Source organism: Burkholderia lata (genome assembly GCF_000012945.1).
GTDB classification, from domain to species: domain Bacteria; phylum Pseudomonadota; class Gammaproteobacteria; order Burkholderiales; family Burkholderiaceae; genus Burkholderia; species Burkholderia lata.
Genome location: NC_007511.1, coordinates 3,031,064 through 3,056,529 on the forward strand (window position 1 = coordinate 3,031,064; position 25,466 = coordinate 3,056,529).

Annotated in this window: 26 protein-coding genes and 1 pseudogene; 12 read left to right on the forward strand and 15 right to left on the reverse strand. The window is 66.0% G+C overall.

Annotated elements, in window-relative coordinates; genetic code table 11:
- Positions 1–24 precede the first annotated feature (24 nt).
- On the forward strand, positions 25–483 hold the full coding sequence (locus tag BCEP18194_RS36095) for a GNAT family N-acetyltransferase (RefSeq protein ID WP_011356263.1): 459 nt from the start codon (positions 25–27) through the stop codon (positions 481–483).
- 18 nt (positions 484–501) lie between these two features.
- Here BCEP18194_RS36095 and BCEP18194_RS42205 read toward each other — a convergent pair.
- Both BCEP18194_RS42205 and BCEP18194_RS36100 read right to left on the reverse strand, forming a co-directional pair.
- Positions 502–615: pseudogene (locus BCEP18194_RS42205) on the reverse strand (2-dehydropantoate 2-reductase N-terminal domain-containing protein); the annotation flags it as partial.
- A 5-nt stretch (positions 616–620) separates the two neighbouring features.
- Positions 621–1,832: an MFS transporter gene (locus BCEP18194_RS36100; RefSeq protein ID WP_011356264.1), complete on the reverse strand. Its 1,212-nt coding sequence runs from the start codon at positions 1,830–1,832 to the stop codon at positions 621–623.
- Positions 1,833–1,970: 138 nt separating this feature from the next.
- On the opposite strand from BCEP18194_RS36100, the gene gcvA reads away from it, so the two are divergent.
- A complete protein-coding gene (gene gcvA, locus BCEP18194_RS36105; protein WP_011356265.1) occupies positions 1,971–2,903 on the forward strand; it encodes a transcriptional regulator GcvA in 933 nt (310 codons plus the stop codon).
- Positions 2,904–3,282: 379 nt separating this feature from the next.
- On the opposite strand, the gene BCEP18194_RS36110 is transcribed toward gcvA, so the two are convergent.
- Positions 3,283–4,410, reverse strand: coding sequence for an aminotransferase class V-fold PLP-dependent enzyme (locus BCEP18194_RS36110; RefSeq protein ID WP_011356266.1), 1,128 nt, complete (start codon positions 4,408–4,410; stop codon positions 3,283–3,285).
- 365 nt (positions 4,411–4,775) lie between these two features.
- Here BCEP18194_RS36110 and BCEP18194_RS36115 point away from each other — a divergent pair, with 365 nt between their 5' ends.
- Entirely contained in the window at positions 4,776–5,957 is a 1,182-nt protein-coding gene (locus tag BCEP18194_RS36115; RefSeq protein WP_011356267.1) for a serine hydrolase domain-containing protein, read from the forward strand.
- A gap of 109 nt (positions 5,958–6,066) precedes the next feature.
- Here BCEP18194_RS36115 and BCEP18194_RS36120 read toward each other — a convergent pair whose 3' ends face one another.
- From BCEP18194_RS36120 to BCEP18194_RS36135, 4 genes are all read right to left on the reverse strand, one after another.
- The gene (locus BCEP18194_RS36120) at positions 6,067–7,239 is read right to left on the reverse strand and encodes an NAD(P)/FAD-dependent oxidoreductase (RefSeq protein ID WP_011356268.1); all 1,173 of its coding nucleotides are present in this window, start codon (positions 7,237–7,239) and stop codon (positions 6,067–6,069) included.
- Positions 7,240–7,434: 195 nt separating this feature from the next.
- Positions 7,435–8,586, reverse strand: a complete 1,152-nt coding sequence (locus BCEP18194_RS36125) for a branched-chain amino acid ABC transporter substrate-binding protein (RefSeq protein ID WP_011356269.1) — start codon at positions 8,584–8,586, stop codon at positions 7,435–7,437.
- 419 nt (positions 8,587–9,005) lie between these two features.
- A complete protein-coding gene (locus BCEP18194_RS36130; protein WP_011356270.1) occupies positions 9,006–9,197 on the reverse strand; it encodes a CsbD family protein in 192 nt (63 codons plus the stop codon).
- A gap of 140 nt (positions 9,198–9,337) precedes the next feature.
- Positions 9,338–10,882 carry a PAS domain S-box protein gene (locus BCEP18194_RS36135; protein ID WP_011356271.1) on the reverse strand — a complete coding sequence of 515 codons (1,545 nt, stop codon included), beginning with the start codon at positions 10,880–10,882 and terminating at the stop codon, positions 9,338–9,340.
- A 393-nt stretch (positions 10,883–11,275) separates the two neighbouring features.
- On the opposite strand from BCEP18194_RS36135, the gene BCEP18194_RS41810 reads away from it, so the two are divergent.
- Genes BCEP18194_RS41810 through BCEP18194_RS36145 form a run of 3 tightly spaced genes read left to right on the forward strand, consistent with a single transcriptional unit; the run spans position 11,276 to position 12,100 of the window.
- The gene (locus BCEP18194_RS41810; protein WP_167316044.1) at positions 11,276–11,440 is read left to right on the forward strand and encodes a hypothetical protein; all 165 of its coding nucleotides are present in this window, start codon (positions 11,276–11,278) and stop codon (positions 11,438–11,440) included.
- A gap of 55 nt (positions 11,441–11,495) precedes the next feature.
- Positions 11,496–11,846 carry a BON domain-containing protein gene (locus tag BCEP18194_RS36140; RefSeq protein WP_011356273.1) on the forward strand — a complete coding sequence of 117 codons (351 nt, stop codon included), beginning with the start codon at positions 11,496–11,498 and terminating at the stop codon, positions 11,844–11,846.
- 56 nt (positions 11,847–11,902) lie between these two features.
- Complete coding sequence (locus BCEP18194_RS36145; protein ID WP_011356274.1) at positions 11,903–12,100, forward strand: CsbD family protein; 198 nt, start codon at positions 11,903–11,905, stop codon at positions 12,098–12,100.
- Positions 12,101–12,118: 18 nt separating this feature from the next.
- On the opposite strand, the gene BCEP18194_RS41815 is transcribed toward BCEP18194_RS36145, so the two are convergent.
- On the reverse strand, positions 12,119–12,340 hold the full coding sequence (locus tag BCEP18194_RS41815) for a hypothetical protein (protein ID WP_167316029.1): 222 nt from the start codon (positions 12,338–12,340) through the stop codon (positions 12,119–12,121).
- A 7-nt stretch (positions 12,341–12,347) separates the two neighbouring features.
- Between BCEP18194_RS41815 and BCEP18194_RS42210 the strand changes: the two genes are divergently transcribed.
- The gene (locus BCEP18194_RS42210; protein ID WP_081436717.1) at positions 12,348–12,530 is read left to right on the forward strand and encodes a hypothetical protein; all 183 of its coding nucleotides are present in this window, start codon (positions 12,348–12,350) and stop codon (positions 12,528–12,530) included.
- A gap of 124 nt (positions 12,531–12,654) precedes the next feature.
- Positions 12,655–12,909: a GlsB/YeaQ/YmgE family stress response membrane protein gene (locus BCEP18194_RS36150; RefSeq protein ID WP_011356276.1), complete on the forward strand. Its 255-nt coding sequence runs from the start codon at positions 12,655–12,657 to the stop codon at positions 12,907–12,909.
- 64 nt (positions 12,910–12,973) lie between these two features.
- Here BCEP18194_RS36150 and BCEP18194_RS36155 read toward each other — a convergent pair whose 3' ends face one another.
- Together BCEP18194_RS36155 and BCEP18194_RS41510 are read right to left on the reverse strand one after the other, a co-directional pair.
- Positions 12,974–13,279 (reverse strand): hypothetical protein, encoded by a 306-nt coding sequence (locus tag BCEP18194_RS36155; protein WP_157687378.1) that lies wholly within the window; start codon positions 13,277–13,279, stop codon positions 12,974–12,976.
- A gap of 106 nt (positions 13,280–13,385) precedes the next feature.
- A complete protein-coding gene (locus BCEP18194_RS41510; RefSeq protein WP_167316030.1) occupies positions 13,386–13,691 on the reverse strand; it encodes a hypothetical protein in 306 nt (101 codons plus the stop codon).
- A gap of 80 nt (positions 13,692–13,771) precedes the next feature.
- Here BCEP18194_RS41510 and BCEP18194_RS36160 point away from each other — a divergent pair, with 80 nt between their 5' ends.
- Entirely contained in the window at positions 13,772–15,280 is a 1,509-nt protein-coding gene (locus BCEP18194_RS36160; RefSeq protein ID WP_041493390.1) for a DKNYY domain-containing protein, read from the forward strand.
- A gap of 135 nt (positions 15,281–15,415) precedes the next feature.
- On the opposite strand, the gene BCEP18194_RS36165 is transcribed toward BCEP18194_RS36160, so the two are convergent.
- Positions 15,416–16,444, reverse strand: a complete 1,029-nt coding sequence (locus BCEP18194_RS36165) for a DUF1338 domain-containing protein (protein WP_011356280.1) — start codon at positions 16,442–16,444, stop codon at positions 15,416–15,418.
- A gap of 226 nt (positions 16,445–16,670) precedes the next feature.
- On the opposite strand from BCEP18194_RS36165, the gene BCEP18194_RS36170 reads away from it, so the two are divergent.
- Positions 16,671–17,621, forward strand: a complete 951-nt coding sequence (locus tag BCEP18194_RS36170) for a LysR family transcriptional regulator (protein WP_011356281.1) — start codon at positions 16,671–16,673, stop codon at positions 17,619–17,621.
- Between the two features lie 111 nt (positions 17,622–17,732).
- Here BCEP18194_RS36170 and BCEP18194_RS36175 read toward each other — a convergent pair whose 3' ends face one another.
- Entirely contained in the window at positions 17,733–18,098 is a 366-nt protein-coding gene (locus BCEP18194_RS36175; RefSeq protein ID WP_011356282.1) for a hypothetical protein, read from the reverse strand.
- 143 nt (positions 18,099–18,241) lie between these two features.
- Positions 18,242–19,267, reverse strand: a complete 1,026-nt coding sequence (locus tag BCEP18194_RS36180; protein WP_011356283.1) for an ankyrin repeat domain-containing protein — start codon at positions 19,265–19,267, stop codon at positions 18,242–18,244.
- A gap of 624 nt (positions 19,268–19,891) precedes the next feature.
- Between BCEP18194_RS36180 and BCEP18194_RS36185 the strand changes: the two genes are divergently transcribed.
- Entirely contained in the window at positions 19,892–21,520 is a 1,629-nt protein-coding gene (locus BCEP18194_RS36185; RefSeq protein WP_011356284.1) for an NADP-dependent glyceraldehyde-3-phosphate dehydrogenase, read from the forward strand.
- Between the two features lie 67 nt (positions 21,521–21,587).
- Here BCEP18194_RS36185 and BCEP18194_RS36190 read toward each other — a convergent pair whose 3' ends face one another.
- Both BCEP18194_RS36190 and BCEP18194_RS36195 read right to left on the reverse strand, forming a co-directional pair.
- Positions 21,588–22,754 carry a M24 family metallopeptidase gene (locus BCEP18194_RS36190; protein WP_011356285.1) on the reverse strand — a complete coding sequence of 389 codons (1,167 nt, stop codon included), beginning with the start codon at positions 22,752–22,754 and terminating at the stop codon, positions 21,588–21,590.
- A gap of 132 nt (positions 22,755–22,886) precedes the next feature.
- Complete coding sequence (locus BCEP18194_RS36195) at positions 22,887–24,215, reverse strand: MFS transporter (RefSeq protein WP_011356286.1); 1,329 nt, start codon at positions 24,213–24,215, stop codon at positions 22,887–22,889.
- A gap of 271 nt (positions 24,216–24,486) precedes the next feature.
- Between BCEP18194_RS36195 and BCEP18194_RS36200 the strand changes: the two genes are divergently transcribed.
- Positions 24,487–25,455, forward strand: a complete 969-nt coding sequence (locus BCEP18194_RS36200; RefSeq protein WP_011356287.1) for a LysR family transcriptional regulator — start codon at positions 24,487–24,489, stop codon at positions 25,453–25,455.
- Positions 25,456–25,466: the final 11 nt, after the last annotated feature.

The window sequence follows — 25,466 nt, forward strand, 5'->3', positions numbered from 1 at the left end:
TGACGATTTCGGAGCGGAAGATACATGCCCTTGATCTTGCGTCGAGCGATTGCAGATGATGCCGCCGAGGTAGCCGAAGTCTATCTACGGTCGCGCAACACGCTGGCATCGTACGCGCCGCTCGCGCACTCCGAAGCCGCCGTCCGCGATTGGGTGGCCAACATGCTTGTGCCGTCGGGCGACGTTACCGTTGCAGTGAACGATGACCGCATCGTTGGCATGGCTGCACACGTTGCCGCTGACGGCGTGGTGTGGGTTGACCAGTTGTATGTGTGCCCCGAATTCAAACGACAAGGGATCGGTTCTTCCCTCCTGGAATCAGTGAAGTCTCAGACAGTTGGCAAGCTCCAGCTCTACACGTTCCAGATGAATCGCGATGCCGCTGCGTTTTATGAACGGCACGGGTTCGTTGCGATTGCATACAGCGACGGAAGCAGGAACGAGGAAGGGTGTCCGGATGTTTTGTATTGTTTGATGCGGTAGCTTCCGCCCGAGCGGCCAGGAGCGCCCGCAGATCACCGGCGTGCGGCCGGCTTCATGAAGCGCGGCAGCGACGGTCGTTCCGATTGCACCCGGACCGACAAGGGCGACGGTTGGGCAGTTGGACCTTGTCATCGTGTTCATCCTGTTTTGTCATCCGCCAGATGCGGGCGCAGTGCGAGCACGAGCGGGAAAATCGCCAGCGCAGTGAACGCGGTGGCATACGTGGCGCCATGCACACCGATGCTGTCGCCCAGGAAACCGTAGAGAACAGGCGATATCGCGCCCGATGCAATCGTCCCCGTGTAGAACAGTGCGAATGCGCGCTCGGTGCGCTCGGGCGCGGACATCTCCGGAACGGTTCCGTACAGCACCGAGGACGTGCCGTTGAGCATCATGCCCAGAATCGGCAGCAGCACCATGCTGGGGCCCAACGGGAGATACATCACCGCCACGATGCACGCAGCTGTACCACCCTCCGTAAGCAGCACCGTACGCACCACGCCCAACCGTGCGCCAAGCCAGCCACACATGAACTTGCCGGCCGCACCGCCAATGAAGACAAGCGCGAGTGCCGTTCCCACCATTTGAGGCGAGACGCCCTTGGCCGTGAGCAGGAAAGGCAGGAAGGTAAGCAGTCCCATGCGTACGGCCGTATCGAGCACGCCGATGGAAAACAGGGCCGAGAATCCGCGTCCCCAGGTGCCACCGCGCTGAGCGGACGATTGCTCTTTTACCGCCGCCTTCCCGGCGTCGCGCCGCACATCAGGAAACGAGACCGCGATGACTGCGGCAACGACGAAGCCCAATCCAGAGACGATCCACAGCGCGTGACGCCAGGGCATCATGGTCACCAGCAGCGAAATGGCTGCCGGCAATGCGGATTTCCCCAGATCGCCGGAGAAGTTGTAAACACTCAGCGGACCTCTCGCGTCGCGCCCATAGGCGCGGGAGATGGCGCCCGATGCGATCGGATGCTGCGTGCTGGATCCGCCGCCCGAAATCGCCAGCGCCACGCTCAAACCGAGCAGGCCGCCCGACATGCCCGCGATCGCATAGCCAAGCGCCGCGAGCAACGTGCCGATTGCGAGGATCACGCGACTGCCCAGGCGTTGCGCGAGACGTCCCGCGGGCAACTGCAGCGTTGCCATCGCGCCAGCGTAGATGCCGCGCAGGATGGCCAAGGCCGCAAAGTCCAGTCCGAAGTCCGACTGCCAGATCGGCAGCAACGCGTAGATCATGTCCGTGTAGCCATCGTGCACGGCATGCGCAATGCACGATAGCCACAGCACGCGCGGCCGTGACGGCGCAGTCTCCCGCCTGAGGGGAAGGGAAAAAACCGGCAAGCGCATCGTCATTTTCTCCGTACGCGTGGTTGGCGGAAGCCGCTCGTGGCGTCGCTTTCAGGCTCGACGCGTCGATTTTATGACCGAGGCACCCGCGATTTCAATTGAGCTAAAATCGCGCCAACGGAGAGAAAAAGTCACGTCATGAACGAAAGCCGAGATGCCGCGAAGCACCGGGACGAGTTGCCCCCGCTCAATGCGCTGCGCGCGTTCGATGCGGTCGCGAGGCACGGCAGCTTCGCGGGCGCGGCGGCGGAACTCTATGTCACCCACTGGGCCGTCGGAAAACAGATCAGGCTGCTGGAGGACTGGTTCGGCCTGCCGTTGTTCGACCGTCGTCCGCGCGGTGTCGTGCTCACCGACGAAGGGGCAGCCTTGCTGAGCGACGTCAGCCACGCGTTCGAGCGCCTCGGTACCGCGGTGGTACGGCTGCGCCACAACACGGTCACACACCGGATCTCAGGCGTCGTGCGGGTGAACGTGACGATGAGCTTTGCGCTTTGCTGGCTGCTGCCGCGGCTCGCCGATTTCCAGTTGCGGTACCCCGACATCGACGTCCGCGTGTCGACGACATCGCGCAAGCTGCGCTATGTCGCCGACGCTTTCGATATCGGTGTTCGCTCCGGTCCGGAGCATGGCGCGGGCGTCATATCGCGCCCGTTGATGCCCGACCTGCGCGTGCCCGTCTGCAATCCCGCCTTGCTGCGCCAGCATCCGATACAGAGCGTGACCGACCTGCGCCATCACACCCTGCTGCATTCGGCCACGACGCGCTCCGCCTGGTCGCACTGGTTGAAGGAAGCAGGTGCTCCCGATTTGCGGGCAGCGCGCCACGTCGAATTCGATCACGTGAATCTTCAGTTGGGCGCGGCCATCGAGGGGCTGGGCGTGGCGCTGGCATCGCAGCCGCTGATCAGGCGCGATCTCGCCGAGGGGCGCCTCGTGTGTCCGATCGCATCACCTGCATGGCGCGCCGACGACTACACGCTCGTGACGAACACCCATCGCATCGACGATGCCGCTGTGTCCGCGTTCCAGCAATGGATGGAGGGCATGGCGAGCCAAGAGGTTGGCTAGGCTGGCCGATCAGGCCGGGCGGCACGACGTCCGGGCCCACACGCCGAGGCGACGCGTCGAGCACACGAAGCTGCGCCGATGAATGGCGGTGACGCGTTGCATCGCGTAAAGACGCAAGCCGGAAACTGCCGGCCCTGCAATCGTTTGATCACACGCCCGATGCGGATACCGACAGGACTTCCTGTCGAACGACGGATGCCATGCAAACCCTTCAGGTTGGTCGTACAGAAAGATGGACCGACCTCGCTGCGCACGAGTACCTCGAACCAGGCACCCGAACGCGCGCATCGGACAACTCCATGACCATTAATCCGGCGAGGCGATAGACCGGAGGTGCAGCCACCCACCGCCCACCACCTCGCCGAATCCGGCAAGCGCCTTAAAGAACCCGCTCCAGCGCGTCCGCAAACCGCGCAACCGCCCCATCGACATCATGCAGCTTGTCGAGACCGAACAACCCCAGACGGAAGGTCTTGAAATCGTCCCCCTCGTCACATTGCAACGGAACACCGGCCGCAATCTGCAAACCAACGTCGGCAAACTTCTTCCCGGTGCGAATCCCGTCGTCATCCGTATAGCTGACCACGACACCCGGTGCCTCGAACCCTTCCGCCGCCACGCTCCGGAAACCCTTCTCAGCCAGCAGCACGCGAATCCGCTTGCCCAGCTCGAGCTGCTCCGCCTTCACCTTGTCGAAGCCGTACGCCTCGGTTTCCTTCATCACGTCGCGCAGCGTCGTGAGGCTGTCCGTGGGCATCGTCGCGTGGTACGCGAACCCGCCGCCTTCATAAGCCTCCATGATCTGCAGCCACTTGCGCAGATCGCACGCGAAGCTGGTGCTGGTCGTGCCATCGATGCGTTCGCGGGCCAGCTCGCTGAGCATCACCATCGCGCAACACGGCGACGCGCTCCAGCCCTTCTGCGGCGCGCTGATCAGGATATCGACGCCGCTCGCCTGCATGTCGACCCACACCGTGCCGGACGCGATGCAATCCAGCACGAACATGCCGCCGACCGCATGCACGGCGTCGGATACCGCGCGCAGATACCCGTCGGGCAGCATCATCCCGGACGCGGTTTCCACGTGCGGCGCAAACACCAGATCCGGCTTGTGCTCCTTGATCGCGGCAACCACTTCGTCGATCGGCGCCGGCGCATACGCAGCCTGCCGTCCCGCTTCGACCGGGCGCGCCTTCAGCACCGTCGTTTCGGACGGAATGCTGCCCATGTCGAAAATCTGCGACCAGCGGAAGCTGAACCAGCCGTTGCGGATGACCAGACACTTCTTGTTCGTGGCGAACTGTCGCGCGACGGCTTCCATGCCGAACGTCCCGCTGCCGGGGACGATCACGACGGACTTCGCGTTGTAGACTTTTTTCAGCGTGCCGGAGATGTCGCGCATGACGCCCTGAAAGCGTTGCGACATATGGTTGACCGATCGATCGGTGTACACCACCGAATATTCGAGGAGCCCCTCGCGGTCAACATCGGGAAGTAATCCTGGCATGCTCGCCTCCGGTGAAAGATGAACGATGAAATCTGGGCGAGCAGCGTCCGTCATGCGATACCGCGCTGCACCCATGCAATTGCGTTATTTTCTCGACGAAAGCAGATTCTAACGAAGGCCGCGCGCCGCTTGGGGCATATTTTGTCGGCTGCCCGGCGCCGGTGCGATGGGGTGCCGCTGCCGTCAGGCGCGCCGCGCTGCAACGGAGCCGCCTCGGCCGCCGGCCGAATCGCCCGCCCTGTGGCCGTCTACACCGGCCGTTGCGGCGCACGAAGCCCACGAAGCCCTGTTCCATGTGTGGGTAAACAGCACGGTCCGGGCATGCCGCCTACCATGTCGGCTCACCCTTCACGACAGAGTCTTCGATGATCCCCAACCGCGCGTCATCCCAGCAGCCGTCGACCGATCCCGCACTCGCCGAGCGCGTCGATGCGGTACTGTCCCGTCAACTCGACACACACCGCCTCGTCGGTGCGGTCGTCCTGATCGCACGCGACGGCGAACTCGTCTATCGCCGCGCGGCCGGGTTCGCCGATCGCGAAGCGCGCACGCCGATGCAGGAGGACACGCTGTTCAGGCTCGCGTCGGTGACGAAGCCGATCGTCGCGGCGGCCGCCATGGCGCTCGTTGCACAGCACAAGCTGTCGCTCGACGACGACGTCACGAAGTGGCTGCCCGAGTTCCGCCCGGCGCTGCGCGACGGCAGCGTGCCGGTGATCAAGGTGCGCCACCTGCTCACGCATACCGCCGGCCTCGGCTATCGCTACGCGGAAGCCGACGCGACCGGCCCGTATGCACGCGCAGGCGTCTCCGACGGGCTCGATGGCGCATCGATCACACTCGCCGAAAACATGCGCAGGATCGCGAGCGTGCCGTTGCAGTACGCACCCGGCACCGGCTGGAACTATTCGCTCTCCATCGACGTGGTCGGCGCGGTGATCGAAGCCGTCAGCGGGCAGCCGCTCGCCGATGCGGTCGATGCGCTGGTGCTCCGCCCGCTCGGCACCCGCGACACGGGATTCGTCGCACGCGACGCCGCGCGGCTCGCAACGCCCTACGTCAACGACACGCCGCAGCCTCACCGGCTCGCCGAAAACGAAGCCGTACCCATCTACGAAGGCTCCGTCGGCGTGACGTACTCGCCGTCGCGCGCACTCAACGCGGATGCATTCGCATCGGGCGGCGCCGGGATGGTCGGCACCGCCGGCGACGTGCTGACCGTGCTGGATACGCTACGGGCGGGTGGCGGCGCCATTCTGCCGGCCGAGCTGGTCGACGAGATGGGTCGTGTCCACACCGGCGACCTCGAGTTGTACGACCTGCCCGGCGCGGGGTACGGGATCGGGTTTTCCGTGTTGCGCGACCCGCGCGCGGCGCTGTCGCCGGAGTCTCCGGGCACCTGGCGCTGGGGCGGCGTCTACGGTCATTCGTGGTTCGTCGACCGCGCACGCGGGCTCACCGTCGTGTCGCTGTCGAACACGCTCTACGAAGGGATGAACGGCCCGTACACGCTCGACCTGCGCGACGCGGTCTACGGCGTCGGCTGACGCGCGCAATACCATTGCACGCGCAACAAAAAAAGGCCCGACACAGTCGGGCCAATGAGTTGAGACACAAGGAGAATCCCGCCCACCACACCGGGCGGGTTACGCCGCGCTACACGACGTTCTTTTCGACGATCGGCCGGTTCTCCAGCACGCGCGACCAGCCGAGCGTCGACAGGTCGAGCGTGTCGTAACGCCCGCCCAGAATGAGTTCACTGACGCCGCGCCCCGTCGCCGGCCCTTGCTGCAGCCCGTGGCCGCTGTAGCCGTTCGCGAACACGACGTTGTCGAGCTCCGGGTGATACCCGATGATCGCGTTGTGGTCGAACACGTTGTACTCGTAGTACCCGGACCAGCAGTTCTCCACGCGCAGCGCCTCGAATTCCGGCACGCGATTCGCGAGCGTCGGCCAGATCACCTCGTCGAACAGGTCGTGATCGACTTCGTCGAGCGGCAGGTCGTCCGGGTCGCGATCCGGGCTCGGCGACGTCCCGCAGATATACGTGCGCCCTTCCGGCCGGAAGTACACGCCGGTCGGGTCGATCAGCAGCGGGCATTCCGTGAGCTTCGCCGGCGACGACACGTTGAAGATGCTGCGGCGCCGCGCATACACGGGGATGTCGATGCCCATCATCGACGACAGCGTGCGGGTCCAGGCACCGGCCGCGTTCACGAGCGTGTCGCACGCATAGCGTTCACCGTCGGCCGTGACCACGTGCGTCACCTTGCGGCCGTCGCGCAGCACTTCCTTCACATCGGACGGCACATAGCGCGCACCCAGCGCCTGCGCCTTTTTGCGCAGCGCCTGCACGAGCCCGTAGCCGTCGAACCAGCCTTCTCCGCTCACGCCATACGCGCCCGACACGAGATCGTCGACGTTCAGCCACGGAAACTTCGCGCGCAGCGCATCGCAGTCCATCAGCCGGATGTCCGCGCCGAGGCTCGTCTGCAGCGCATGGTTCTCGCGCAGCGTCGCGTCGCCGGCCGGCGTCGCGAGGAACAGGTAGCCGCCTTCGTGCAGGTCGATCGACGGCTGGTGGCCGTCCACTTCGAGGCGTTCACCGATCGTGCGCAGGAAGTCGATGCCGAACAGCGACATCTCGATCGACAGCGGCGTCGAGAACTGCTGGCGAATCGACGCGGCCGACAACGCCGACGACGATCGCGCATAGGTGGGGTCGCGCTCGATCACGGTCACGGAAACCGTGGGATCGGTGGCGCGCAGGAAATAGGCGATCGAGCTGCCGATCACACCACCGCCGACGATGACGACTTGAGAACTCACGACTGACTCCAGTTGCACATAAAGGGCGCGGCCAGCCGGCCCCGCCCGTGGGTTGTTCGTGCCGCGTCACGCGCGGCGTCGCGCGGGCAGACTCGTGCGGCTGTCACACCGGCGTGCGCCGCGATCGCAACCGATCGCTGATGGCATTTCAGCACGTCCGGCATCGCCGCGAAAGTCCGCGCGCGCGGGTTGGGTTCAATCCGCCGATTTCGTCGTGACGGGCTGCCACGCGGCGTTCTTCACCTCATACAGCGTCGAGCTCGGGTTCTTCAGGTCGCCCGTGTTCGTGAACGCGATCGTGCCCGTGATGCCGTCGTAGCGCGTGCCCTTCAGCGCGCCGTTGAAATCGGCCGGCTTCGTCGAATTCGCCTTCTGCATCGCGTTGATCGCGATCCACGTCGCGTCGTACGCGAACGGCGCGTACGCGAGCATGTCGATGCCGTACTTCTGCTTGAATTTCGTTTCGAACTGCTTGCCCTTCGCGAGACGCGACAGCGGCTGCCCGTATTCCCACACGGACGCGCCTTCCGCCGCATTGCCGGCCAGCTTGATGAAGTTCGCGTTCATCACGCCGCCGCCCGCGAGGAACTGCGCGCGGATGCCGAGCTGGCGCATGCGCTTCACGAGCATCGCGGCCTGCGCGTCGAGGCCGCCGAAGAACACGAGATCGGCATTGGTGCTCTTGATCTTCGTGAGCTGCGCGCTGAAGTCCACCGCCTTGTCGTTCGTGAATTCGCGCGCGACGATCGTGCCGCCGTTCGCCTTCACGGACTTCTCGAATTCGTCGGCTTCGCCCTGGCCGAACGCGGTGCGATCGTCGATGATCGCGATGCGCTTCGCCTTGGTCACGCTCGCCGCATAGGCGCCTGCGTTGCCGGCGTTCTGCGTGTCGGTCGCGATCACGCGATACACGGTGCCGAGCCCGGCGCGCGTGATGTCGGGATTGGTCGCCGACGGCGTGATCATCGGAATGCCGGCCTTCGCGTAGATCTTCGAGGCGGGCAGCGTCGTGCCCGAGTTGAAGTGGCCGATCACGACGGCCACCTGCGCGTCCGCGAGCTGCTGCGCGGCCTGCACGCCGGTGCGCGGATCGCTCTGGTCGTCCTGCGACGCGACGACGAACTTCACGGGCTTGCCGCCCACCGTCGTATGCGCGGCATTCGCTTCGTCGACGGCCATGCGCACGCCGTTCTCGATGTCCTTGCCGTAGGCAGCGCCACCGCCCGTCAGCGGGCCGGCCACGCCGACCTTGACGACCGTCTCCTGCGCGTGAGCCGCGCCGGTCTGGAGCGCGAGGATCGCGGCGGTCAGTGCGACGCCGGAAAGCGAACGAATGCGGAACGTCATGACAATCCTTGTTCTGGGGGCCGGGATGCAACGCGCGATCGCCGCGCGTCGGCAACCTCCCGCGTGCCGGTCATCTCGTCCGCCGGCGGCGCGTCATGCAACGCCCTTGCCGGCCGGTCGATCGCCGCGGCTCCGTCTCCGAAGAGCCTTTCATCGCGAAAGAGGTGAATGGATTGTGGATAGCCAATACCCGTGCAGCAAACGAAATATCGGAACTATGTTGTGAGGATTTGTCATCAAGTTCCGCGTTCGCGGGCGGCCCGCGGCCCACTTGACGGCGAGCCGTGCGTGGTTCGTTGCCGAGGAACGCCACGCCGGCGCCCATCCATCAAGGCCGGCCGTGGTCATGCCGGCGGCGCATCATCGTGGCGATGATGGCCCGGCCGGCCATCGCGACGCCGGCGGCGCCGCGTCATCGGTCAGTGCCGATCGGTGCCCGTCTGCTTGCGCACCGCATCGGCCGCCTCGCCGGCCTGCTCCTGCATCTTGCCGGCCGCTTGTTCGGCGACGCCTTCCGCTTCCGTCTTGCGGTCGCCCGTCACCTTGCCGAGCGCTTCCTTGACCGAACCCTTGACCTGCTTGAGCTTGCCTTCGATGCGATTCCTGTCCATGGTCGTCTCCTGCGATGGTTGGGGAGAGCCGGCGGCGTGACGGCCAGCGCCGCACCGCCGAGTGGACAGGATCGCAAGCACGCGCCGCGCGCGGCAGATGCGGATGCACCAGCACGCATGGTGCATTCGTACCGACGGCGTCAGTCCTTGCCCTTCGCGCCGCCCTTGTCGCCGCCCTTCTCGCCGCGCGCGCCATTCGCGTCGGCCGCGCCGACGATCCCACGTTCGCGCGCCCACACGATCGCCTCGCCGCGGCTGTGCACGTCGAGCTTCGCGTAGATCGTCGCGACGTGATTGCGCACGGTGTTCGGCGCGAGCCCGAGGCGGCCGGCGATTTCCTTGTCGGCCAGGCCGTGGCACAGCAGGTCGAACACGTCGCGCTCGCGCGCGGTCAGGTCCGACAGTTGAGCGCCCGCATCCGGCGCATTCGCGCGCCGCACGTTCGCGAGCTTCTCGATCAGCGTGCGGCTGAACCACGACGCATCCTGCATCGCCGTTTCGATCGCATAGACGAGCTCCATCTCCGTGCGCTTGCGATCGCTGATGTCGAGCAGCGCGACGAGCAGGCAGTCGCGCCCATGTATCGCGACGGGGTCGGCCGACACGACGCAATCGCGCACGTCGCCTTCGCGCGTGCGAATCTGCACGTCGGCATTGCGCACGTTGCCGTCGCGCGCGAGCCGGTTCTCGATGCGCTGCCACGCGCCGCGTTCGGCCCACAGCCCGATTTCGTCCGCGGACTTGCCGAGCAGGTCGTCCTGCGCATGGCCCGTCATCGCGGCGAATGCGCCGTTGACGTCGAGCAATTCGAAGCGATCGGCCGTGACGATCGCCGTGGCGACCGGCGCCATCCGGAACGCCGTCGCGAAGCGCTCCTCGCTCTGCCGCAGCGCGCGCTCGGCCTGCTTGCGCGGCTCGAGATCCATGAACGTGAACAGCATGCACGCTTCGTCGTTCATGTCGATCGGCTGCCCGGCGACGACCACGGCCTTCGTGCTGCCGTCCGCGAGCTTCAGCACGGCCTCCATCTGCGGAATCGTCGCGCCTTCGCCCAGCCGCTCGATCGCGAGTTCGCGCCGCTCGGCCTGGTCGAGCACGTCGATCTCGTACACCGAGCGGCCGAGCACGTCGTCGCGTGCGTGGCCGGTCATGTCCAGAAAGCCCTGGTTGACCTTCACGTAGCGCAGGTCGTCGAGCCGGCAGATTACGGCCGGCGCCGGGTTCGCGTTGAAGGTGCGCTCGAAGCGTTCCTCGGCGCTCGCCCATTCGGTCGCGTCGTGCAGCACGAGCGCGAGGCAGTCGGGTTCGCCGGCCGCGTTCGTCAGCACGAGGCTGCGGATGCGGTGGACCCAGCTCACGGTTTCGTCGGCGGCCGATTCGACTTCGACCGTCACGTCGCTGAACTCCTCGCCCGCGATCACGCGATCCATCGGATAGTGGCCGTCGCGCACCGGGTGGTTGTTCCGGTAGCGCAGCCGGAAGCGCTCACGGTAATCGGTGACGGTCGCGCCGAGCGCCTTCAGCTCGGTCACGCCGTGCATCGCGAGCGCGGCCTCGTTCGCCCAGACAATCCGCTGGTCGGGCTCGACCAGGATCACGCCCTCGGTGAGCCCCGCGATGATCTGGTGCAGCTGGCGCCGGTCGGTATGCGATTTCAGCGCCTGTTCGTTTACCTGTTCGTTCATCGAATGGTTGTCCCTGTCGTCTGCATGACCGCCGGCCCGGTTGCCGCTTCGTCGACACGCGCCGGCCGGCGCGTGTGGCGATGATCGCGTGCCGCACCGGTGCGCGACAGGCGCGATTGCACTATCCGCCATAGTACATTCGCACCGCGCGCCGCCACCGTGCGGCATCCCGCCGATCCGCCACGCATCCGCGTGGCCCGCCATGCCGCGCCGCGCGTGCGATGGATGCATGCCGCGCCGCTCTCCCGCCCGTCTCCCGCCTTTCACGACGCCCCGTGCAAACGCACTAGCCGATCAGGTGAATTTGCGCGATGTCCACGCACGTTTGCACCGGTACGCTGGTCCTGCATCGGCGCTCATGCGCTGCCTTCCGAACCGCAGAGGAGAAGCACGATGAAGCTGCATCAGACACCCGATCCGACGCGGCCCGAACCGCCGCCGGACAGCCCGCCCGAACCGCCGCCCGGCACCGATCCGCCGGTGCCGCTGCCGCCCGACGTGCCGCGCCCGGACATCCCGCCGCGCGAGCCCGGCTACGACACGCCGATCGTCAGGTAATACGCGGCGCCGCTCGCATTCATCGATTCATTACGCCAAGCGAAGGAGAACATCCATGAACCAGACCCGCCCCCTTTCGACGCTGCTCGCCGTCAGCGCGGCTTTCCTGCTCGGTGCCGCGCCGCTCACGAACGCGGTTGCGCAGGACGCATCGACCGGCGACGGCATGAAGGCCGAATCGAACCAGCCCGTCTCCGACACGTGGATCACGACCAAGGTGAAGGGCCGGCTGGCCACGGTCGACGGCCTGAAGAGCGTCGACATCAGCGTGACGACGGTCGACGGCGTCGTCACGCTCACCGGCGTGCTGCCGACGAAGATCGCCGTGAAGAAGGCGATCGCCGTGTCGCGAGCGGTCAAGGGCGTGAAGCACGTCGACGCATCCGGCCTGAAGGCGAAGGCCTGACGTTCCGGCGCGGCACGCCGCCGCGCCTTTTATCCCTGCATGACAAGGAGCACACGATGAACGAGGACAAGATCAAGGGCCAGTGGAAGCAACTCAGCGGCAAGCTGAAGGCCAAGTGGGGCAAGCTGACCGACGACGACCTGGCCGTCGCGGAAGGCAATCGCGAGTATCTGGCCGGCAAGATCCAGGAGCGTTACGGGATCGCCCGCGACGCGGCCGAGAAGCAGTTGAAGGAATTCGACCGTGAGCTGTGACTGTGACGCGATCGCGCCTTAGTGCAACCGCCGCGGCGCCCACGGCGTCGCGGCCACCAGGACAACGACATGGGCAAATACCTGATCGCCTGGCTGCTCGGCGTGCCGGTCGGGCTGCTGGTGCTGTTCTTTCTGATCACGCACGTTTTCTGACCGGGTCTGCTCGATCAAGCCGAACAATACAACTCGTTTTTCAGGGAGATAAACAGTGAAATTTCTTTCGATATCGGTCGCCTGCATCGCCTTGATGACCGCTTCGATCCCGGGATTTGCAGCGGGGTGCCTGAAGGGCGCGGCCGTGGGCGGGGTCGCCGGCCATGTAGCAGGGCACCACGGGGTAGTGGGCGCCGCTGCCGGTTGCGCAATCGGCCATCACCACGCGGCAAAGAAAGCCAAGGCGGCAAGCGCGGCAACAGCCGCCTCGCAATAAGAGGCGACGAGGCGCGTCAACGTTCCTCAAAACCGCCGGCGTGGCGCCGCGTGCCGGATGCCGCGGGCAAAGGCATGGTCACCCGGTTTTCAACACGCTCGCCAATCCAGAAGGAATATCGTTCATGGACATGCATGGTCTGATCGTATGGCTCGTCATTGGCGCCATCGCCGGCTGGCTCGCGGGCGTACTCGTCAAGGGCGGAGGTTTCGGCCTCGTCATCGACATCGTTGTCGGCATTTTGGGCGCGGTGATCGGCGGTTGGCTCGCCGGGTTGCTCGGTATCGGCTTCAGCGGGATTCTCGGCTCGATCGTCATCGCCCTCATCGGTGCCGTGATCCTTTTGCTCGTGATTCGCGTGTTACGTCGCGCAACGTGACAGGTCATCCGGCGCGCCGGACGCGAGGAGACGAGCCCGGCGTTCGACACCGGGCTCGCCACACTCAGTGCCCCTTGTAGAGTTCGAGCAGCTGGCTCTGCAAGACCATCATTTCCTTGTCATGCTGCATTTGCATCTTTGCCATCGCTTCGTTGTGCGCCATATCCATCGCCATCATTTTTTGCTGGATGACGATGGCTTGTGTGCGCTGCTCGGGCGTGAGCTTGTCCATCATCATCATGGTCCAGTCGCTGGTGTGCGACATGTACGTGCCGCTGCGACCAATGCCACCGCCGTCTGCCTGCGCCGCACCGGCGACCAGCAGGAACGGAATGGCGCCACACAGCATGAGCTTGCGAATCGGGTTCATCCGGGTTCTCCTGTCAAGAAAGGACGTCTGGAAGCGCCCGTGTCGCATGCACGGGTTTCCTGAGCGCGTGTCATGAATGGCCAGTTCACATCAAGACCTCGTCCAATCAATCGACCGGGTGATCGAAAGGCTTCTCCCAGGCAAGCGCTACGACGAATCGGCTGACGAATGATGGTTCGACTGGCGTGCCTTTTGTCGTCCGGTGCCGGTGGATGTGACACATCGCGTCGAGAATTTTTGGGCCGTGTAAACCCTCGAGCCCGGCCGTCGTGTCAATGACGACCTTTCCCCGACATGGCAGACGCCGCCCTGAACCGCACGGAATTTCGTGGGCCTTGCGTGACTTCGCCGCGTGCGCGGTCATCTTGAAGATGCCCTGCGCGTAACCCGCATCGAAACGCAGGTCGGTCACCCAGCGGCGCGCCCCCGCATTCCCGCCCGTATTCCACGGCATACTACGGCGACCGCCACGACGCCCGCGCGCCATCCGCCATGCCCCAGCCGCCCCTGCAGGACACCAACCATCCCGACTACGCGATCGCCGGCGACACCGTGATCCGCCGCGCGGACGGCCTGCCGCTGTGGGGCAAGGACGGCAAGCCGCTGCCGATCGAACGGCCGCACGCGTTCCGCTGCATCGGCGGCCGCTGGTTCACCGACGGCGTACACGTGATCGTGCAAGGGCAACTCGGCAGCGCGATGGTGATGCTGTACTACTACCGGATCGAGGACGCCGATCTCGCGACGTTCGAGATCCTGAACCAGCGCTACGCGCGCGATGCGCGGCAGGCGTACTACATCACCGGCCGGACGATCCGCACGCGCAGCCCGCACGCGTTCCGGCCGCTCGTCTACGAAACCTGGAACCGGCCGGCCGACGGTCGCGGCGTGACGTTCGAGAGGTGCGAGCACGAGTACCTCGCCACCGACGACGAATCGATCTACATGAACGGCCGCCGCATCAACGGCTCGCATGGCGCGAGCGCGATCGGCTTCCCGGGCGGTTACTTCGCCGATGCCGATCGCGTGTACTACTACGGCCGGCCGAAGGACATCGATCGCGCGAGCTTCCTGTGCGGGCCCGACGAGGACGGCTACCTGCGATGCACCGACCGGATCGGCCCGATCGAATCCGGAGAACGACAGACGGTGCAGGAGACGCGCCTGTTCGACGACTGGCGCAGCTTCTTCACGATGCGCCCCGACCTGCGGGACTACTGGTGGCATCGGCAGCAGCAGCCGGCAGCAGACTCGACGGTGCAGTTCCAGGACGCGACGCTGACCGGCTTCGATCCCGCGACCTTCGCCGCGCGCGAGACGCTGTTCGATTTCGGTTCGATCGACTGGCTGTGCGGCGACGCGCACGGCATTCACTGGGCGTACCGGACCTGTGCGGAGATGCCGATCGAGCTGACCCGCTTCTCCGACCAGCCGATCGATGCGCTGCGCGTACTCGGCCCGCACTATTTCACCGATGGCGTCACGGTGTTCTACGCGTTCACGCCTGCCCAGCCTCAGCCGCTGCGCGGCGCCGATCCGGCCGCGTTCCGCGTGCTGTCGGGCGGCTGGGCGCGCGATGCGACGCGGGCGTTTCACCTCGGTGTCGTCAAGAAAGGCATCGACCCCGATCGGCTGCAGGTCGAAGGCAGCTATGCGTGGGACGGCGAGCGCCTGTTCTGCGACGGCAAGCCGCTGCAGGTCGACGTGCCGGCCAGCGCGTTCCAGGTGCTGCACCCGACGTTCCTGCGCGCCGGCGACAAGCTGTACTTCGGCCGCCGGCCGGTATCGACGAAGCGCGTGCACCTGCCGACGCTCGAATTCCTCGACGACGATTTCGCGCGCGACAGCAAGCACGCGTATATCGTCGGCTACGTGAGCCTCGTCGAGATCGACGGCGCCGATCCGGCCACGTTCCGCGTCGTCGAGCCGGGGACCGCGGAGGACAGCGCCCGTCGCTACGACGCGCGCACCTTGCGCGACGCCACTGCGCCGCGCGACTGACGCACGCCGCCAAACGCAATCGGGCAGGACGCTGTCGCGCCCTGCCCGATCGATCATCCTTTCCTTCAGCAGCGGCCCGCCGGCCCCGGCACGGCGATCACGCCGCCGCATGCACCGCTGGCCGCTTCGTCGACGTTACTTCGCCGCGTTCGCCGTCATCTTGAAGATGCCCTGCGCGTTGCCCGCATCGAAGCGCAGGTCGGTCACCCAGCGGCGCGCCGCCTGGTCGAACGTGCGCTTGCGCGTGATGAACTCGTAGAACGAACCCGGCACGTTACGCTTCACCGTGCCGCCGTCGCGCGTGCGGAATTCGCGCTCGACGGTATCCGCGCGATACGCGGTCTGGAACACGCGGCCCGAGCGCGAGCGCTCGACTTCCGGCTTCATCGGCCGGCCCTTCGCCTTCTCGTCGTCGGACAGCTTGAACACGTCGGCAACGCGGTCGGTCGCGTGGTTGAACGCGTTGCCTTCGGTCGAGATCCACGCCATTTCCGCCGATTCGAGCAGCAGCGTTTCGTAGTCGAGCTCGTTCGGCAGGTCGTGCTGGCGCGCGAACGCCCCGACGATCTCCGGCAGCAGCGCCTGCGCGGCTTCCAGCGACAGCCAGCCTTCGCGTTCGACTTCCCACAGCAGCGCGACGGCCGCCGGCGACAGCGGATCGCGCGACGTGCTCACCACATTCGTCACGGCCTGCTGGAATTCCTTCGAGAAACGTTCCGGATGCAGTTCGCTGACGAAGAACTGCGCGATTTCGTCCGGTGCATCTTCATGCGCATACGCGCGGCCCGTCATGCCGAGCTTGTCGAGCGGGTAACGGCCGTTCAGGCGGAAGCCGAGCGGACGCAGGATGCGCGTGAACGCGGCCTCGCCCGGCGGCAGCGCGCCCGTGTTCGGCCAGCGCACCGTGCGCAGCGCGCCGTGGTCGAAATAGACCGAACCGCCGCTTTCGATCGCCTCGGCCGTATACGCCCGGCCGTTCGCCGAACGGTCGAGCAGCCCTTCGAACAGCGCCATGTTCATCGCCTGCGCGATTTCCGCGCGCGTCACGACGCCGTCTTCCCATTCTTCGAGGATGGCCGGCATGTTCAGGGTCGAGAACAGGGCGTCGGTCTTCGCCTGTCCCAGCAGCTTCGTCAGCAAGCTCTCGATATTCGGATTGCGCATCAGGATTCTCGTCTCGGGGGACCGCCGGCAAACGTGCCGGCAACTCGTCGGCCGGCCGCCCCACGGGCGCCTGACCTTGCGTGGGGAGCATTATTCAAAGGGTTGCAGCCGGGCGTAAAGCGAGATTAAATTGATATGTGATGAGTTTTTGGAATTATCAGCTGTTCTCCCGCTCCGCCCTCCGCCTTGTGTCACGCGGGCCTGATCGTCAGACGAATCGAACATCATGCGCAAATTCAAGATTCCCAACATGGGCGCGCTCGTGGCTTTCGAAGCCGCCGCGCGCCACGAAAGCTTCACCCACGCGGCCAAGGAGCTGTTCCTGACCGAAAGCGCGGTATCGCGCCAGATCGCGACGCTCGAGGCCAGCCTCGGCGTGCGGCTGTTCGCCCGCGTGAAGCAGCGGGTCGTGCTGACGCGCGCCGGCAAGCTGTACGGCACGCAGGTGCGCCGCGCGCTGGAGGCGCTCGACCGCGACACGCTGTCGATCATCGCGCACGGCAGCGGCGGCGGCTACCTGGAGCTGGCGGTGCTGCCGACCTTCGCGTCGCACTGGCTGATTCCGCGCATCAAGAGCTTCTACGACCGCACGCCCGACGTGCGCGTGAACATGGGTAGCCGCACCGACCTGTTCTCGTTCGAGGACACCCACTTCGAGGCCGCGATCCACTACGGCAAGCCGACCTGGCCCGGCACGTCGTCGGATTACCTGTTCGGCGAGGAAGTGGTGCCGATCTGCTCGCCGGCGCTGCTCGACGGGCCCGTGAAAAGCGTCGAGGATCTGCTCGCGTACCCGCTGCTGCACTCGACGACACGCCCCGGCGCGTGGGCGCAGTGGTTCGAGACGCACGGCGTCGAGGACATCCGCACGATGCAGGGCGTGCGCTACGAGCTGCACACGATGCTGATCAGCGCGGCCGCAGCCGGACTCGGCATCGCGCTCGTGCCGAAGTTCTTCGTCGAGGAACAGTTGCAGCAGCTCGGGCTGGTGGTGCCGTGCGATGCGGCAACCGTCGGCGATTCCGCGTACTACCTCGTGTATCCGACGGAGTTCAGCCACAGCAAGCCGCTGGAGCTGTTTCGCGGCTGGCTGCTCGAGCAGGCGAGCGCGTATGCGGCGCCGGGGAGTGAGGAAAACGACGTGGAGGATGGTGAAGACGACGACGACGTCGAGTAACCCGAGTCATCGCGACGCCCCGCCGGGCGCGACCGGTCGGCACAAGCCACTGCCGTGCCGCCGGTCAAGCCGGCGCGTCGATGGGCCGAAGCAGGCCGTCGATGCCCGCGCTTACTTCACGCGGCAATCACGCACGGTCGCGATCCCCGATGCAAATTCGCCCACGCAATGCAGCGTGACGCGCTTGCCGACCAGCCGTTGCGCTTTCTGCTCGGCCGCCGCATCGATGAACGACGCTCGCACCGCCTGCTCGGCATCCTCATCTTCGCCGATCTCCGCGAGCGTCTTGCCCGTGAAGCCCTTCTCCAGGCCGAGCAGCGTGCCCGTCAGCGCGACCGGCTGGTCGAAATACTTGTCGCCGCCCGAGCCCGTGTAAGCCTCGATCATCTGCGCAGCCGATACCTTCAGTTCACCCTTCGCGGCCAGGGCGCCCGTGGCGATCGTCAGTGCGAGCGCGGCAAGTGCGATTCGTTTCATTGTGTGGATTCTCCGTGGTTGGACAGCGTTTTGAAAAAGATGGCGCGAGCGCGCCGGAGGAACACGACGACCCTGCACGCGAGCGCCCCGTGCCCGACCGATGGCGGGCGACATGACGGCACACGACGCGCACGGCCTGACTGCTATTGGCGCGGCGCGGCTTCGATCAGCGCGACGGCCCCGGCGTCATAGACGTCCGGCGTCTCCTTCGCGCCGCGCGCGACGGCTTCGCGCACGGTACCGCCAGCGTCTTCCTTGCCCGCGCCGATCAGCGCGGGCGCGTCGGGATTCGCGCCGGCATCGAGCAGCGCCTTCACGCAATCCGGGTTGTGCGCCATCGCCGCGCGCAGCAACGGCGTCTCGACCCAGCGGCCGCGTGATTCGCCCGGTTGCGGTTCGATCGGCGTGCCGGGTGCATGGAGGATCGCGATGCGCTCGGCCGCAGTCGGGTCAGGCTGACCGTTCAGTTCGTCGCGTCGCTCGCACACGAAGCTGAGCGGCGACAAACCGGTCTTCGCATGGGCGTGCGGATCGGCGCCGGCGTCGACCAGCAGTTTGAGCAGGTCCAGATCGGATGCCGAGCGTCCGGTCAGCACCGTGTATCCGTTCGGGTCGGTGGCACGCGCGTCGGCGCCGGACTTCAGCAGCATCCGGACGAGGTCCGGTGAAGGCGTGTAAGCATTCGCTGCCATCGCCAGCGGTGGCTCGCCGCTCGGTGCAAGCGCGTTGACGTTCGCGCCCGCGCCGACCAGCAGGCCGATCGTTTCGAGCTGGTCGGGCTTGAGCTCGCCGAGCGTCGCGTTGCTGATCGCGTAGGTCAGCAGCGTCCAGCCCTTGGGCGACATCGGCATGTTGATCGCGACGCCGGACGCGATGAACAGCGCGACGACGTCCGGCACCTGGCTGACGACGGCCAGCCCCATCGGTGTGAGTTCGGCATCCGGCATCGCATGGCGCTGCTTCGCCGTCTTGTCGTACGGACGGGCGCCCTGCTTGAGCACCGCGCGCACGCGCGCCAGGTTCTGCGGGGTTTTATTCGCTGCGTAGTCGCCCATCGCGACCATCAGCTTCCATTCCTTGCCTTCCAGCGCATGGGCCGCGCCGGACAACGCGATGCCCATGCACAGACACGCCAGCCCCGTGGCGATTCTTCTCGTTCTTGCCCGCATCGATGCTCTCAGGATCCTTGTCGGTATTTATTCGTATTCGCCGTACCGTCGCGCGCCGCAATGGACGAGACGACACCACGTGCGCCAGGCGTTCAAGCGCCTGCTTCACGGCGAGGGGACCAGGAGAGGAGAAATTGCGGCGACTATGCCGCCGGAAGGAAGGTGCAAACGAAAAGCGACTCGTGTGTCCGGCGTGCGCCAGGCCGGGCAACCCCGGCCCGGCGCTCCGGGCAGCCGACCTCGCTTCGGCAGCGCGGCGGACCTTTCTTGTTGTTCACTTCGTTCGTTCTCTCAGGTTCCCTGCATTTTTTACGTTACCGCGCTGCGCCATTATCCGCGCAATCTGGCCCAAGGGAAACGTTTGCGGGTCCGGTTGGCGTGTTATACCAAGCATTCGGCAACAGTCTTTCCAAATGCTTACAGTGCATGCGACTCGGTTCGGCAAATCTTGCATTCGCGCCGGCGTTCCTTTTTAATGGAACTGGTTCCAATCATTGAATCGGCCAGGTTCCCGCGTGACGCGTCGTCGTCCGCGCGTCATCATGCCGATTCAGGATCGAGGATCACCCCGCTCAGGATTCGCATCGCCCGTCCTTCCCGGACCCCCCGTCAAACGAGACCGTCATGCCCGATTCCGCCTCCCTGCAGCAGTTGTTTCCCGCCTTTCAGGACATCCCCGCCGAGTACCGGCTGACTTCACCGATTCACCAGCGCGTGTCGCTCGTCGACGGCGAGTTACGGCCGTGGGACGGCGCGACCAAGACCGTGCTGTCGCCCGTATGCGTGCGACAGGCGGACGGCAGCGTCGAGCAGGTCGAGATCGGCAGCTACCCGGTGATGGGCGAAACGGAAAGCGACGCGGCGCTCGACGCCGCGGTGCGCGCGTACGACGCCGGCCGCGGCGAGTGGCCGACGATGAAGGTCGAGCAGCGCATCGCGTGCATGCAGGACTTCATCAAGCGAATGGTCGCGCAGCGCGAGCTGGTGGTGAACCTGATCATGTGGGAGATCGGCAAGAGCCTCGCCGATTCGCAGAAGGAGTTCGATCGCACCGTCACGTACATGACGCAGACGATCGACGCGCTGAAGGAGCTCGACAACGCGAATTCGCGCTTCGTGATCGCCGAAGGCACGATCGGCCAGATCCGCCGCACGCCGCTCGGCGTCGTGCTGTGCATGGGCCCGTACAACTATCCGCTGAACGAAACTTTCGCGACGCTGATCCCCGCGCTGCTGATGGGCAACACCGTGGTGTTCAAGCCGCCCCAGTACGGCACGCTGCTGTTCGAGCCGCTGCTCGAAGCGTTCCGCGATGCGTTCCCGAAGGGCGTGATCAACACGATCTACGCACCGGGCGCGGTGGTCGTGCCGCACATGCTCGCGTCGGGCAAGATCAACGTGCTCGCGCTGATCGGGTCGAGCAAGGTGGCCGACCACCTGAAGAAGCAGCACCCGAAATCGCACCGGCTGCGCGCGATCCTCGGCCTCGACGCGAAAAACGCGGCGATCGTGCTGCCCGACGCCGATCTCGACCTCACCGTTAAGGAATGCCTGCTCGGCGCGCTGTCGTTCAACGGCCAGCGCTGCACCGCGCTGAAGATGCTGCTCGTGCACCGCTCGATCGTCGACGAATTCCTGAAGCGCTTCACCGCCGCGCTCGAACAGTTGAAGATCGGCATGCCGTGGGAGAAAGGCGTCAGCATCACGCCGCTGCCGGGCATGCATCGCACCGCGTACATGACGGACGCGATCGACGACGCGAAGGCCAAGGGCGCGCAGGTCGTCAACCATTCGGGCGGCGAGTTCAGCAAGACGCTGTTCTATCCGGCCGTCGTGTACCCGGTGTCGGAAGGGATGAAGCTGTACCGCGAGGAACAGTTCGGGCCGATCATTCCGGTGGCGACGTTCGACGACGTCGACACCGCGCTCGATTACGTGACGACGTCGGATCACGGCCAGCAGGTCAGCATCTTCGGTTCCGATCCGGCGCAGATCGGCGCGCTCGTCGATCCGCTCGTGAACCAGGTGTGCCGCGTGAACATCAACTGCCAGTGCCAGCGCGGGCCCGACGTGTTCCCGTTCGCGGGCCGCAAGGATTCGGCGGAAGGCACGCTGTCGGTGAGCGACGCGCTGCGCGCGTTCTCGATCCGCTCGATGGTCGCGGCGAAGCAGACCGACAGCAGCAAGCAGCTGCTCGATTCGATCGTGTCGGATCACTACTCGAAGTTCATCAATACGGGCTTCATTTTCTGAAGCGTGCCGTTCGCAAAAATGCCGCTGCACATGCCCGCGCAGCGGCTTTTTTTTAGCCTGTGCGTGACTATGCCCGAACCGGGAACGTCAACGCGTCGAGATCGAGCGGCCCGCCGGTCAGCTGAACCGGGCCTTCATCGCCGATCAGCACCGTATCGGAATGACGGAAGCCGCCGACACCCTCGATGTAGATGCCCGGCTCGATCGTCAGGCACATCCCCTTCTCGATCGGCCGGTCGTAGCCTTCGGCGAAGAACGGCGCCTCGTGCGCGGTGACGCCCATCCCGTGCCCGGTCCGGTGCAGCATCCGGTCGCCCATCCCCGCGCGGCGGAAATAGTCGTTGACCTTGCGATCGACGTCGCTCAGCAGCGCGCCCGGCATCGCCGCGTCGAACGCGATCCGCCGCCCCTCCGACATCACGTCGAACGCGCGTCGCGCCGCGTCCGGCACGTGGCCGAGGAAGAAGGTCCGCTCGACTTCCGCGCCGTAGCCGTTCATCACCGCATTGACGATCGACACGTGCGGGCCGCCCTCCTCCATCCGCATGTCGATGTTGCTGAAGTTGTGCGGATCGTGCGACACGCTGCCCGGCTGGAACACCGCGACGATCCGCGTCGCCGACGGGTTCAGCGACGGATCGTCGGCCAGCAGCCGCTGCATGATGTAGCCGCGAATGCGCGACGACATCTCCGCCATCCCGAGGCCCGGGCGCGCTTCGTTCAGCAGCAGGTTGTGCGCGTCGGTCGCGATCCCGCACGCGTACACGTGGCGGTCGATCTCGTAGTCGGACTTGATCATCCGCACGTCGTCGATGATGTCGATGCATACGCGCTCGCCCGGCGTCTGCGCATAGACCTGCAACGGACACACCGACTCGACGCCGACACGCTCGCCCGGCCCGAACAGCGCCTTGAAACGGTCGCTCCATTCGCGCCCGGCCGGCGCCGGGAATTCGAAGTAGGGAATCAGCTCGAGTTCGCCGATCGAGCGCGTCCGCACATGCGGCTGCTCGAGCTGCGGCACGACGAATTGCGGTGGGCCGCTGCGCGAGATGACCAGCACGAACGGCCGCTCGTGGACGATGTTCGCGAAGTTCGTCAGGTAGTAGATGTTGTCCGGCGAGAACGCTACGTAACGATCGAGGCCGGCTTCCGCCATGCGTGCGCGCACGCGGTCGAGACGTCCTTTGAGTTCCGCCTCGCTCGGCGGCGCGAAGGTGGGTGTGAGCTTCATGCGTGACTTCTCCTGTTGAGGGTGAGGGGGCGGCCGCATGGGCCGGTTATTGCGGCATCGCCATTCCAGCGCATTCTATTCATTCGTTATCCTCTATTTCATCGAAACGAACATCGACTGAATCCGGCTCGCTTATTCGCTCGGCATGCGCCGGAACCCGAGCAGCGCGACCAGGCTCACGACCGACATCGCGACGATGTACAGCGCCGGCGACGCCTTGTTGTGCGTGGTTGCGATCAGCCACGTGACGATCAGCGGGGAAAAGCCGCCGAAGACCGTCGTCGGGATGTTGTACGACACCGCGAGCCCGGTGCTGCGCACCGCGGCCGGGAATGCCCGCGCGGACAGCGCGGGCACCAGCCCGACGAGCACGCCCATCGGCGCGGCGGCAGCGGCCTGCATGATCAGCAGGTTGCGCAGCGAAGGGCTCGCGATGACCCACAGATAGAGCGGCAGCGTGATCGCGGACAGCACGACGATCGCGGCGGCGACCATCGCGACCGGCCGGCGCCAGACGTCGCCGAGCAGGCCCGCGACCGGCGCGATCGCCACCATCACGATGCCGGCGACCGTCGTGCTCATGAACGGCGCGGACATCGGCAACCCGAGCTGCTTCACCGCGAATGTCGGCATGTAGATCAAATACATGTAGAACGCGGCCGTACTGACGATCGTCACGCCGATCGCCGCGAGGAACGACGCGAGGTGCTCGCCGAACAGGCGCTTGAGCACCTGCGAAACCGGCAGCGCTTCGCCGTGCACGAACGCATCGGTTTCCGACACGCTCCTGCGGATGTAGAAGCCGACCGGGCCGATCAGCAGGCCAACCACGAACGGCACGCGCCAGCCCCAGCTTTCGAGTTGGTGCGCGCTGAGCGACGTCGTCAGGATCGTGCCGATCGTGCCGCCCAGCACGATGGCCAGCATCGTGCTCGACATCTGCAGGCTCACGAAGAAATGGCGTCGATGCGGCGGCGCCTTTTCCGCGAGGAACGCAACGGTGCTGCCGAATTCGCCCGATGCCGCGAAGCCCTGCACGAGCCGCGCCAGCACGAGGATCGTCGCGCCGAGCCAGCCGGCCTGCGCATACGGCGGCGCCACCGCGATCGCGGCCGTGCCGGCCAGCATCAGCCAGATCGTCATGGACATCGCGGCCTTGCGGCCATACCGGTCGCCGTACAGCCCGAGCACGACACTGCCGAGCGGCCGCACGACGAACCCCACGCCGAAGGTCGCCGTCGCGAGCAACAGCGACCCGACCTGCCCGGCCACCGGGAAAAACAGCTTCGCGATCACGCTGGCGAAATAGCCGTAGATCACGAAGTCGAACCATTCGAGCGCGTTGCCTGCGGCGGCCGCCGCGACGTCGCGCATCGTGCCGGCCCGCGCAGACGGCTGTGCCGCAACCGAAAGGCGATCGAGCGCGATGGCGCCGGCCGGATTCACTGCATCCTCTTTCATCGTTTGTCTCCTCCACCTGCTGGCTGCAGTGGTTTCGTGCTCATGTTCGATGCGCACCGTTACCGCGTCCAACGGATTTCCGGAATATGATCATCACCAATGTGAATAACGGTGCGCGCGCGGCGCGCGGCTTCGTCGCGTCGCCGGCCGGCTCGCGGCAAGGGCAAACGCGGCCTTGCCCGAACGGCCCGTCGCCCGGACACTGGCCGCCACGATGATCCGGTTCCCGACGCCACGCGCGGGATGCCGGCCCCCGAATGGGAGATGTGCGATGAAGGATGTGTTCCGCCAGCTCGACCTCAACCTGCTGCGCGTGTTCGCGGCATTGATGGCCGAAGGCAACGTCACGCGCGCCGCCGAGCGGCTGGCGCTTTCACAGTCGGCGGTCAGCAATGCATTGCGCAGGCTGCGCGAATCGCTCGGCGACGTGCTGTTCGAGAAGACCGTCTCGGGCGTACGCCCGACCGCGCGGGCCCGCGAGCTGTGGTCGGCAGTCCAGCCGCACTTCGACGCATTGAAGCAGGCGATCTCGCCGGACCAGTTCGACCCGCAAGAGCATCGCGGCACCTTCACGATCGCGATGTCGGACTACTCGGTCGAGCGCATCATGCCGCGCCTCGCGCACTTCATGGGCGAGCATGCGCCATCGATGCGGATCGAGCTCACGCCGTTCAGCGTCGCCGACCTGCCGGCCATGTTCGACCGTGGCGGTGTCGACCTCGCGATCGGCGGGTACCTGAACGACTCGAGCCCGAGCAGCGGCGTGCGCACGCACGAGATGTGGCCGATCCACTGGAGCTGCCTGATGCGCAAGGATCACCCGCTCGCGAAGGGGCCGCTCACGCTGAAACGCTTTCTCGCGGCGCGACATCTCGACGTCGGGTTTTCCGGCATGCGGGTGCCGGTGTACGACAGCCTGCTCTCCGCGCACGGCCTGCAGCGCAATCTCGTCCTCACGCTGAATGCGTACTCGCCCGCGCTGGCGATCATCCGGGAGTCGGACTTCATCGGCGTGCTGCCGACCACGCTGCTTGATCTGTCGATCCATGAAAAGGAACTGGTGTCGCGGCAACCGCCGGTGCGCATGCCCGCGCGGCCTTACTGCGTGATCTGGCATCAGCGCTGGGACAGCCATCCCGCGCACCGCTGGCTGCGGCAGACAATCGTGTCGCTGTTCACGCGCCCGGCGGAGCAGCCGGGTGACGCCGTGCGTTCGCCCAAGCGACGCGCCGCCCGCTAGCGCTAGATGCG

Coding starts and splice junctions, on each gene's coding strand:
- BCEP18194_RS36175 (WP_011356282.1), bottom strand. CDS start 18,098: ATGAAACGAATCGCACTTGCCGCGCTCGCACTGACGATCGCCACGGGC.
- BCEP18194_RS36195 (WP_011356286.1), bottom strand. CDS start 24,215: ATGAAAGAGGATGCAGTGAATCCGGCCGGCGCCATCGCGCTCGATCGC.
- gcvA (WP_011356265.1), top strand. CDS start 1,971: ATGAACGAAAGCCGAGATGCCGCGAAGCACCGGGACGAGTTGCCCCCG.
- BCEP18194_RS36135 (WP_011356271.1), bottom strand. CDS start 10,882: ATGAACGAACAGGTAAACGAACAGGCGCTGAAATCGCATACCGACCGG.
- BCEP18194_RS36095 (WP_011356263.1), top strand. CDS start 25: ATGCCCTTGATCTTGCGTCGAGCGATTGCAGATGATGCCGCCGAGGTA.
- BCEP18194_RS36115 (WP_011356267.1), top strand. CDS start 4,776: ATGATCCCCAACCGCGCGTCATCCCAGCAGCCGTCGACCGATCCCGCA.
- BCEP18194_RS36100 (WP_011356264.1), bottom strand. CDS start 1,832: ATGCGCTTGCCGGTTTTTTCCCTTCCCCTCAGGCGGGAGACTGCGCCG.
- BCEP18194_RS42210 (WP_081436717.1), top strand. CDS start 12,348: ATGACCGCTTCGATCCCGGGATTTGCAGCGGGGTGCCTGAAGGGCGCG.
- BCEP18194_RS36160 (WP_041493390.1), top strand. CDS start 13,772: ATGCCCCAGCCGCCCCTGCAGGACACCAACCATCCCGACTACGCGATC.
- BCEP18194_RS36190 (WP_011356285.1), bottom strand. CDS start 22,754: ATGAAGCTCACACCCACCTTCGCGCCGCCGAGCGAGGCGGAACTCAAA.
- BCEP18194_RS41815 (WP_167316029.1), bottom strand. CDS start 12,340: ATGCAGGCGACCGATATCGAAAGAAATTTCACTGTTTATCTCCCTGAA.
- BCEP18194_RS36170 (WP_011356281.1), top strand. CDS start 16,671: ATGCGCAAATTCAAGATTCCCAACATGGGCGCGCTCGTGGCTTTCGAA.
- BCEP18194_RS36145 (WP_011356274.1), top strand. CDS start 11,903: ATGAACGAGGACAAGATCAAGGGCCAGTGGAAGCAACTCAGCGGCAAG.
- BCEP18194_RS36110 (WP_011356266.1), bottom strand. CDS start 4,410: ATGCCAGGATTACTTCCCGATGTTGACCGCGAGGGGCTCCTCGAATAT.
- BCEP18194_RS36150 (WP_011356276.1), top strand. CDS start 12,655: ATGGACATGCATGGTCTGATCGTATGGCTCGTCATTGGCGCCATCGCC.
- BCEP18194_RS36165 (WP_011356280.1), bottom strand. CDS start 16,444: ATGCGCAATCCGAATATCGAGAGCTTGCTGACGAAGCTGCTGGGACAG.
- BCEP18194_RS36185 (WP_011356284.1), top strand. CDS start 19,892: ATGCCCGATTCCGCCTCCCTGCAGCAGTTGTTTCCCGCCTTTCAGGAC.
- BCEP18194_RS36130 (WP_011356270.1), bottom strand. CDS start 9,197: ATGGACAGGAATCGCATCGAAGGCAAGCTCAAGCAGGTCAAGGGTTCG.
- BCEP18194_RS36200 (WP_011356287.1), top strand. CDS start 24,487: ATGAAGGATGTGTTCCGCCAGCTCGACCTCAACCTGCTGCGCGTGTTC.
- BCEP18194_RS36140 (WP_011356273.1), top strand. CDS start 11,496: ATGAACCAGACCCGCCCCCTTTCGACGCTGCTCGCCGTCAGCGCGGCT.
- BCEP18194_RS36155 (WP_157687378.1), bottom strand. CDS start 13,279: ATGAACCCGATTCGCAAGCTCATGCTGTGTGGCGCCATTCCGTTCCTG.
- BCEP18194_RS36125 (WP_011356269.1), bottom strand. CDS start 8,586: ATGACGTTCCGCATTCGTTCGCTTTCCGGCGTCGCACTGACCGCCGCG.
- BCEP18194_RS36180 (WP_011356283.1), bottom strand. CDS start 19,267: ATGCGGGCAAGAACGAGAAGAATCGCCACGGGGCTGGCGTGTCTGTGC.
- BCEP18194_RS41810 (WP_167316044.1), top strand. CDS start 11,276: ATGAAGCTGCATCAGACACCCGATCCGACGCGGCCCGAACCGCCGCCG.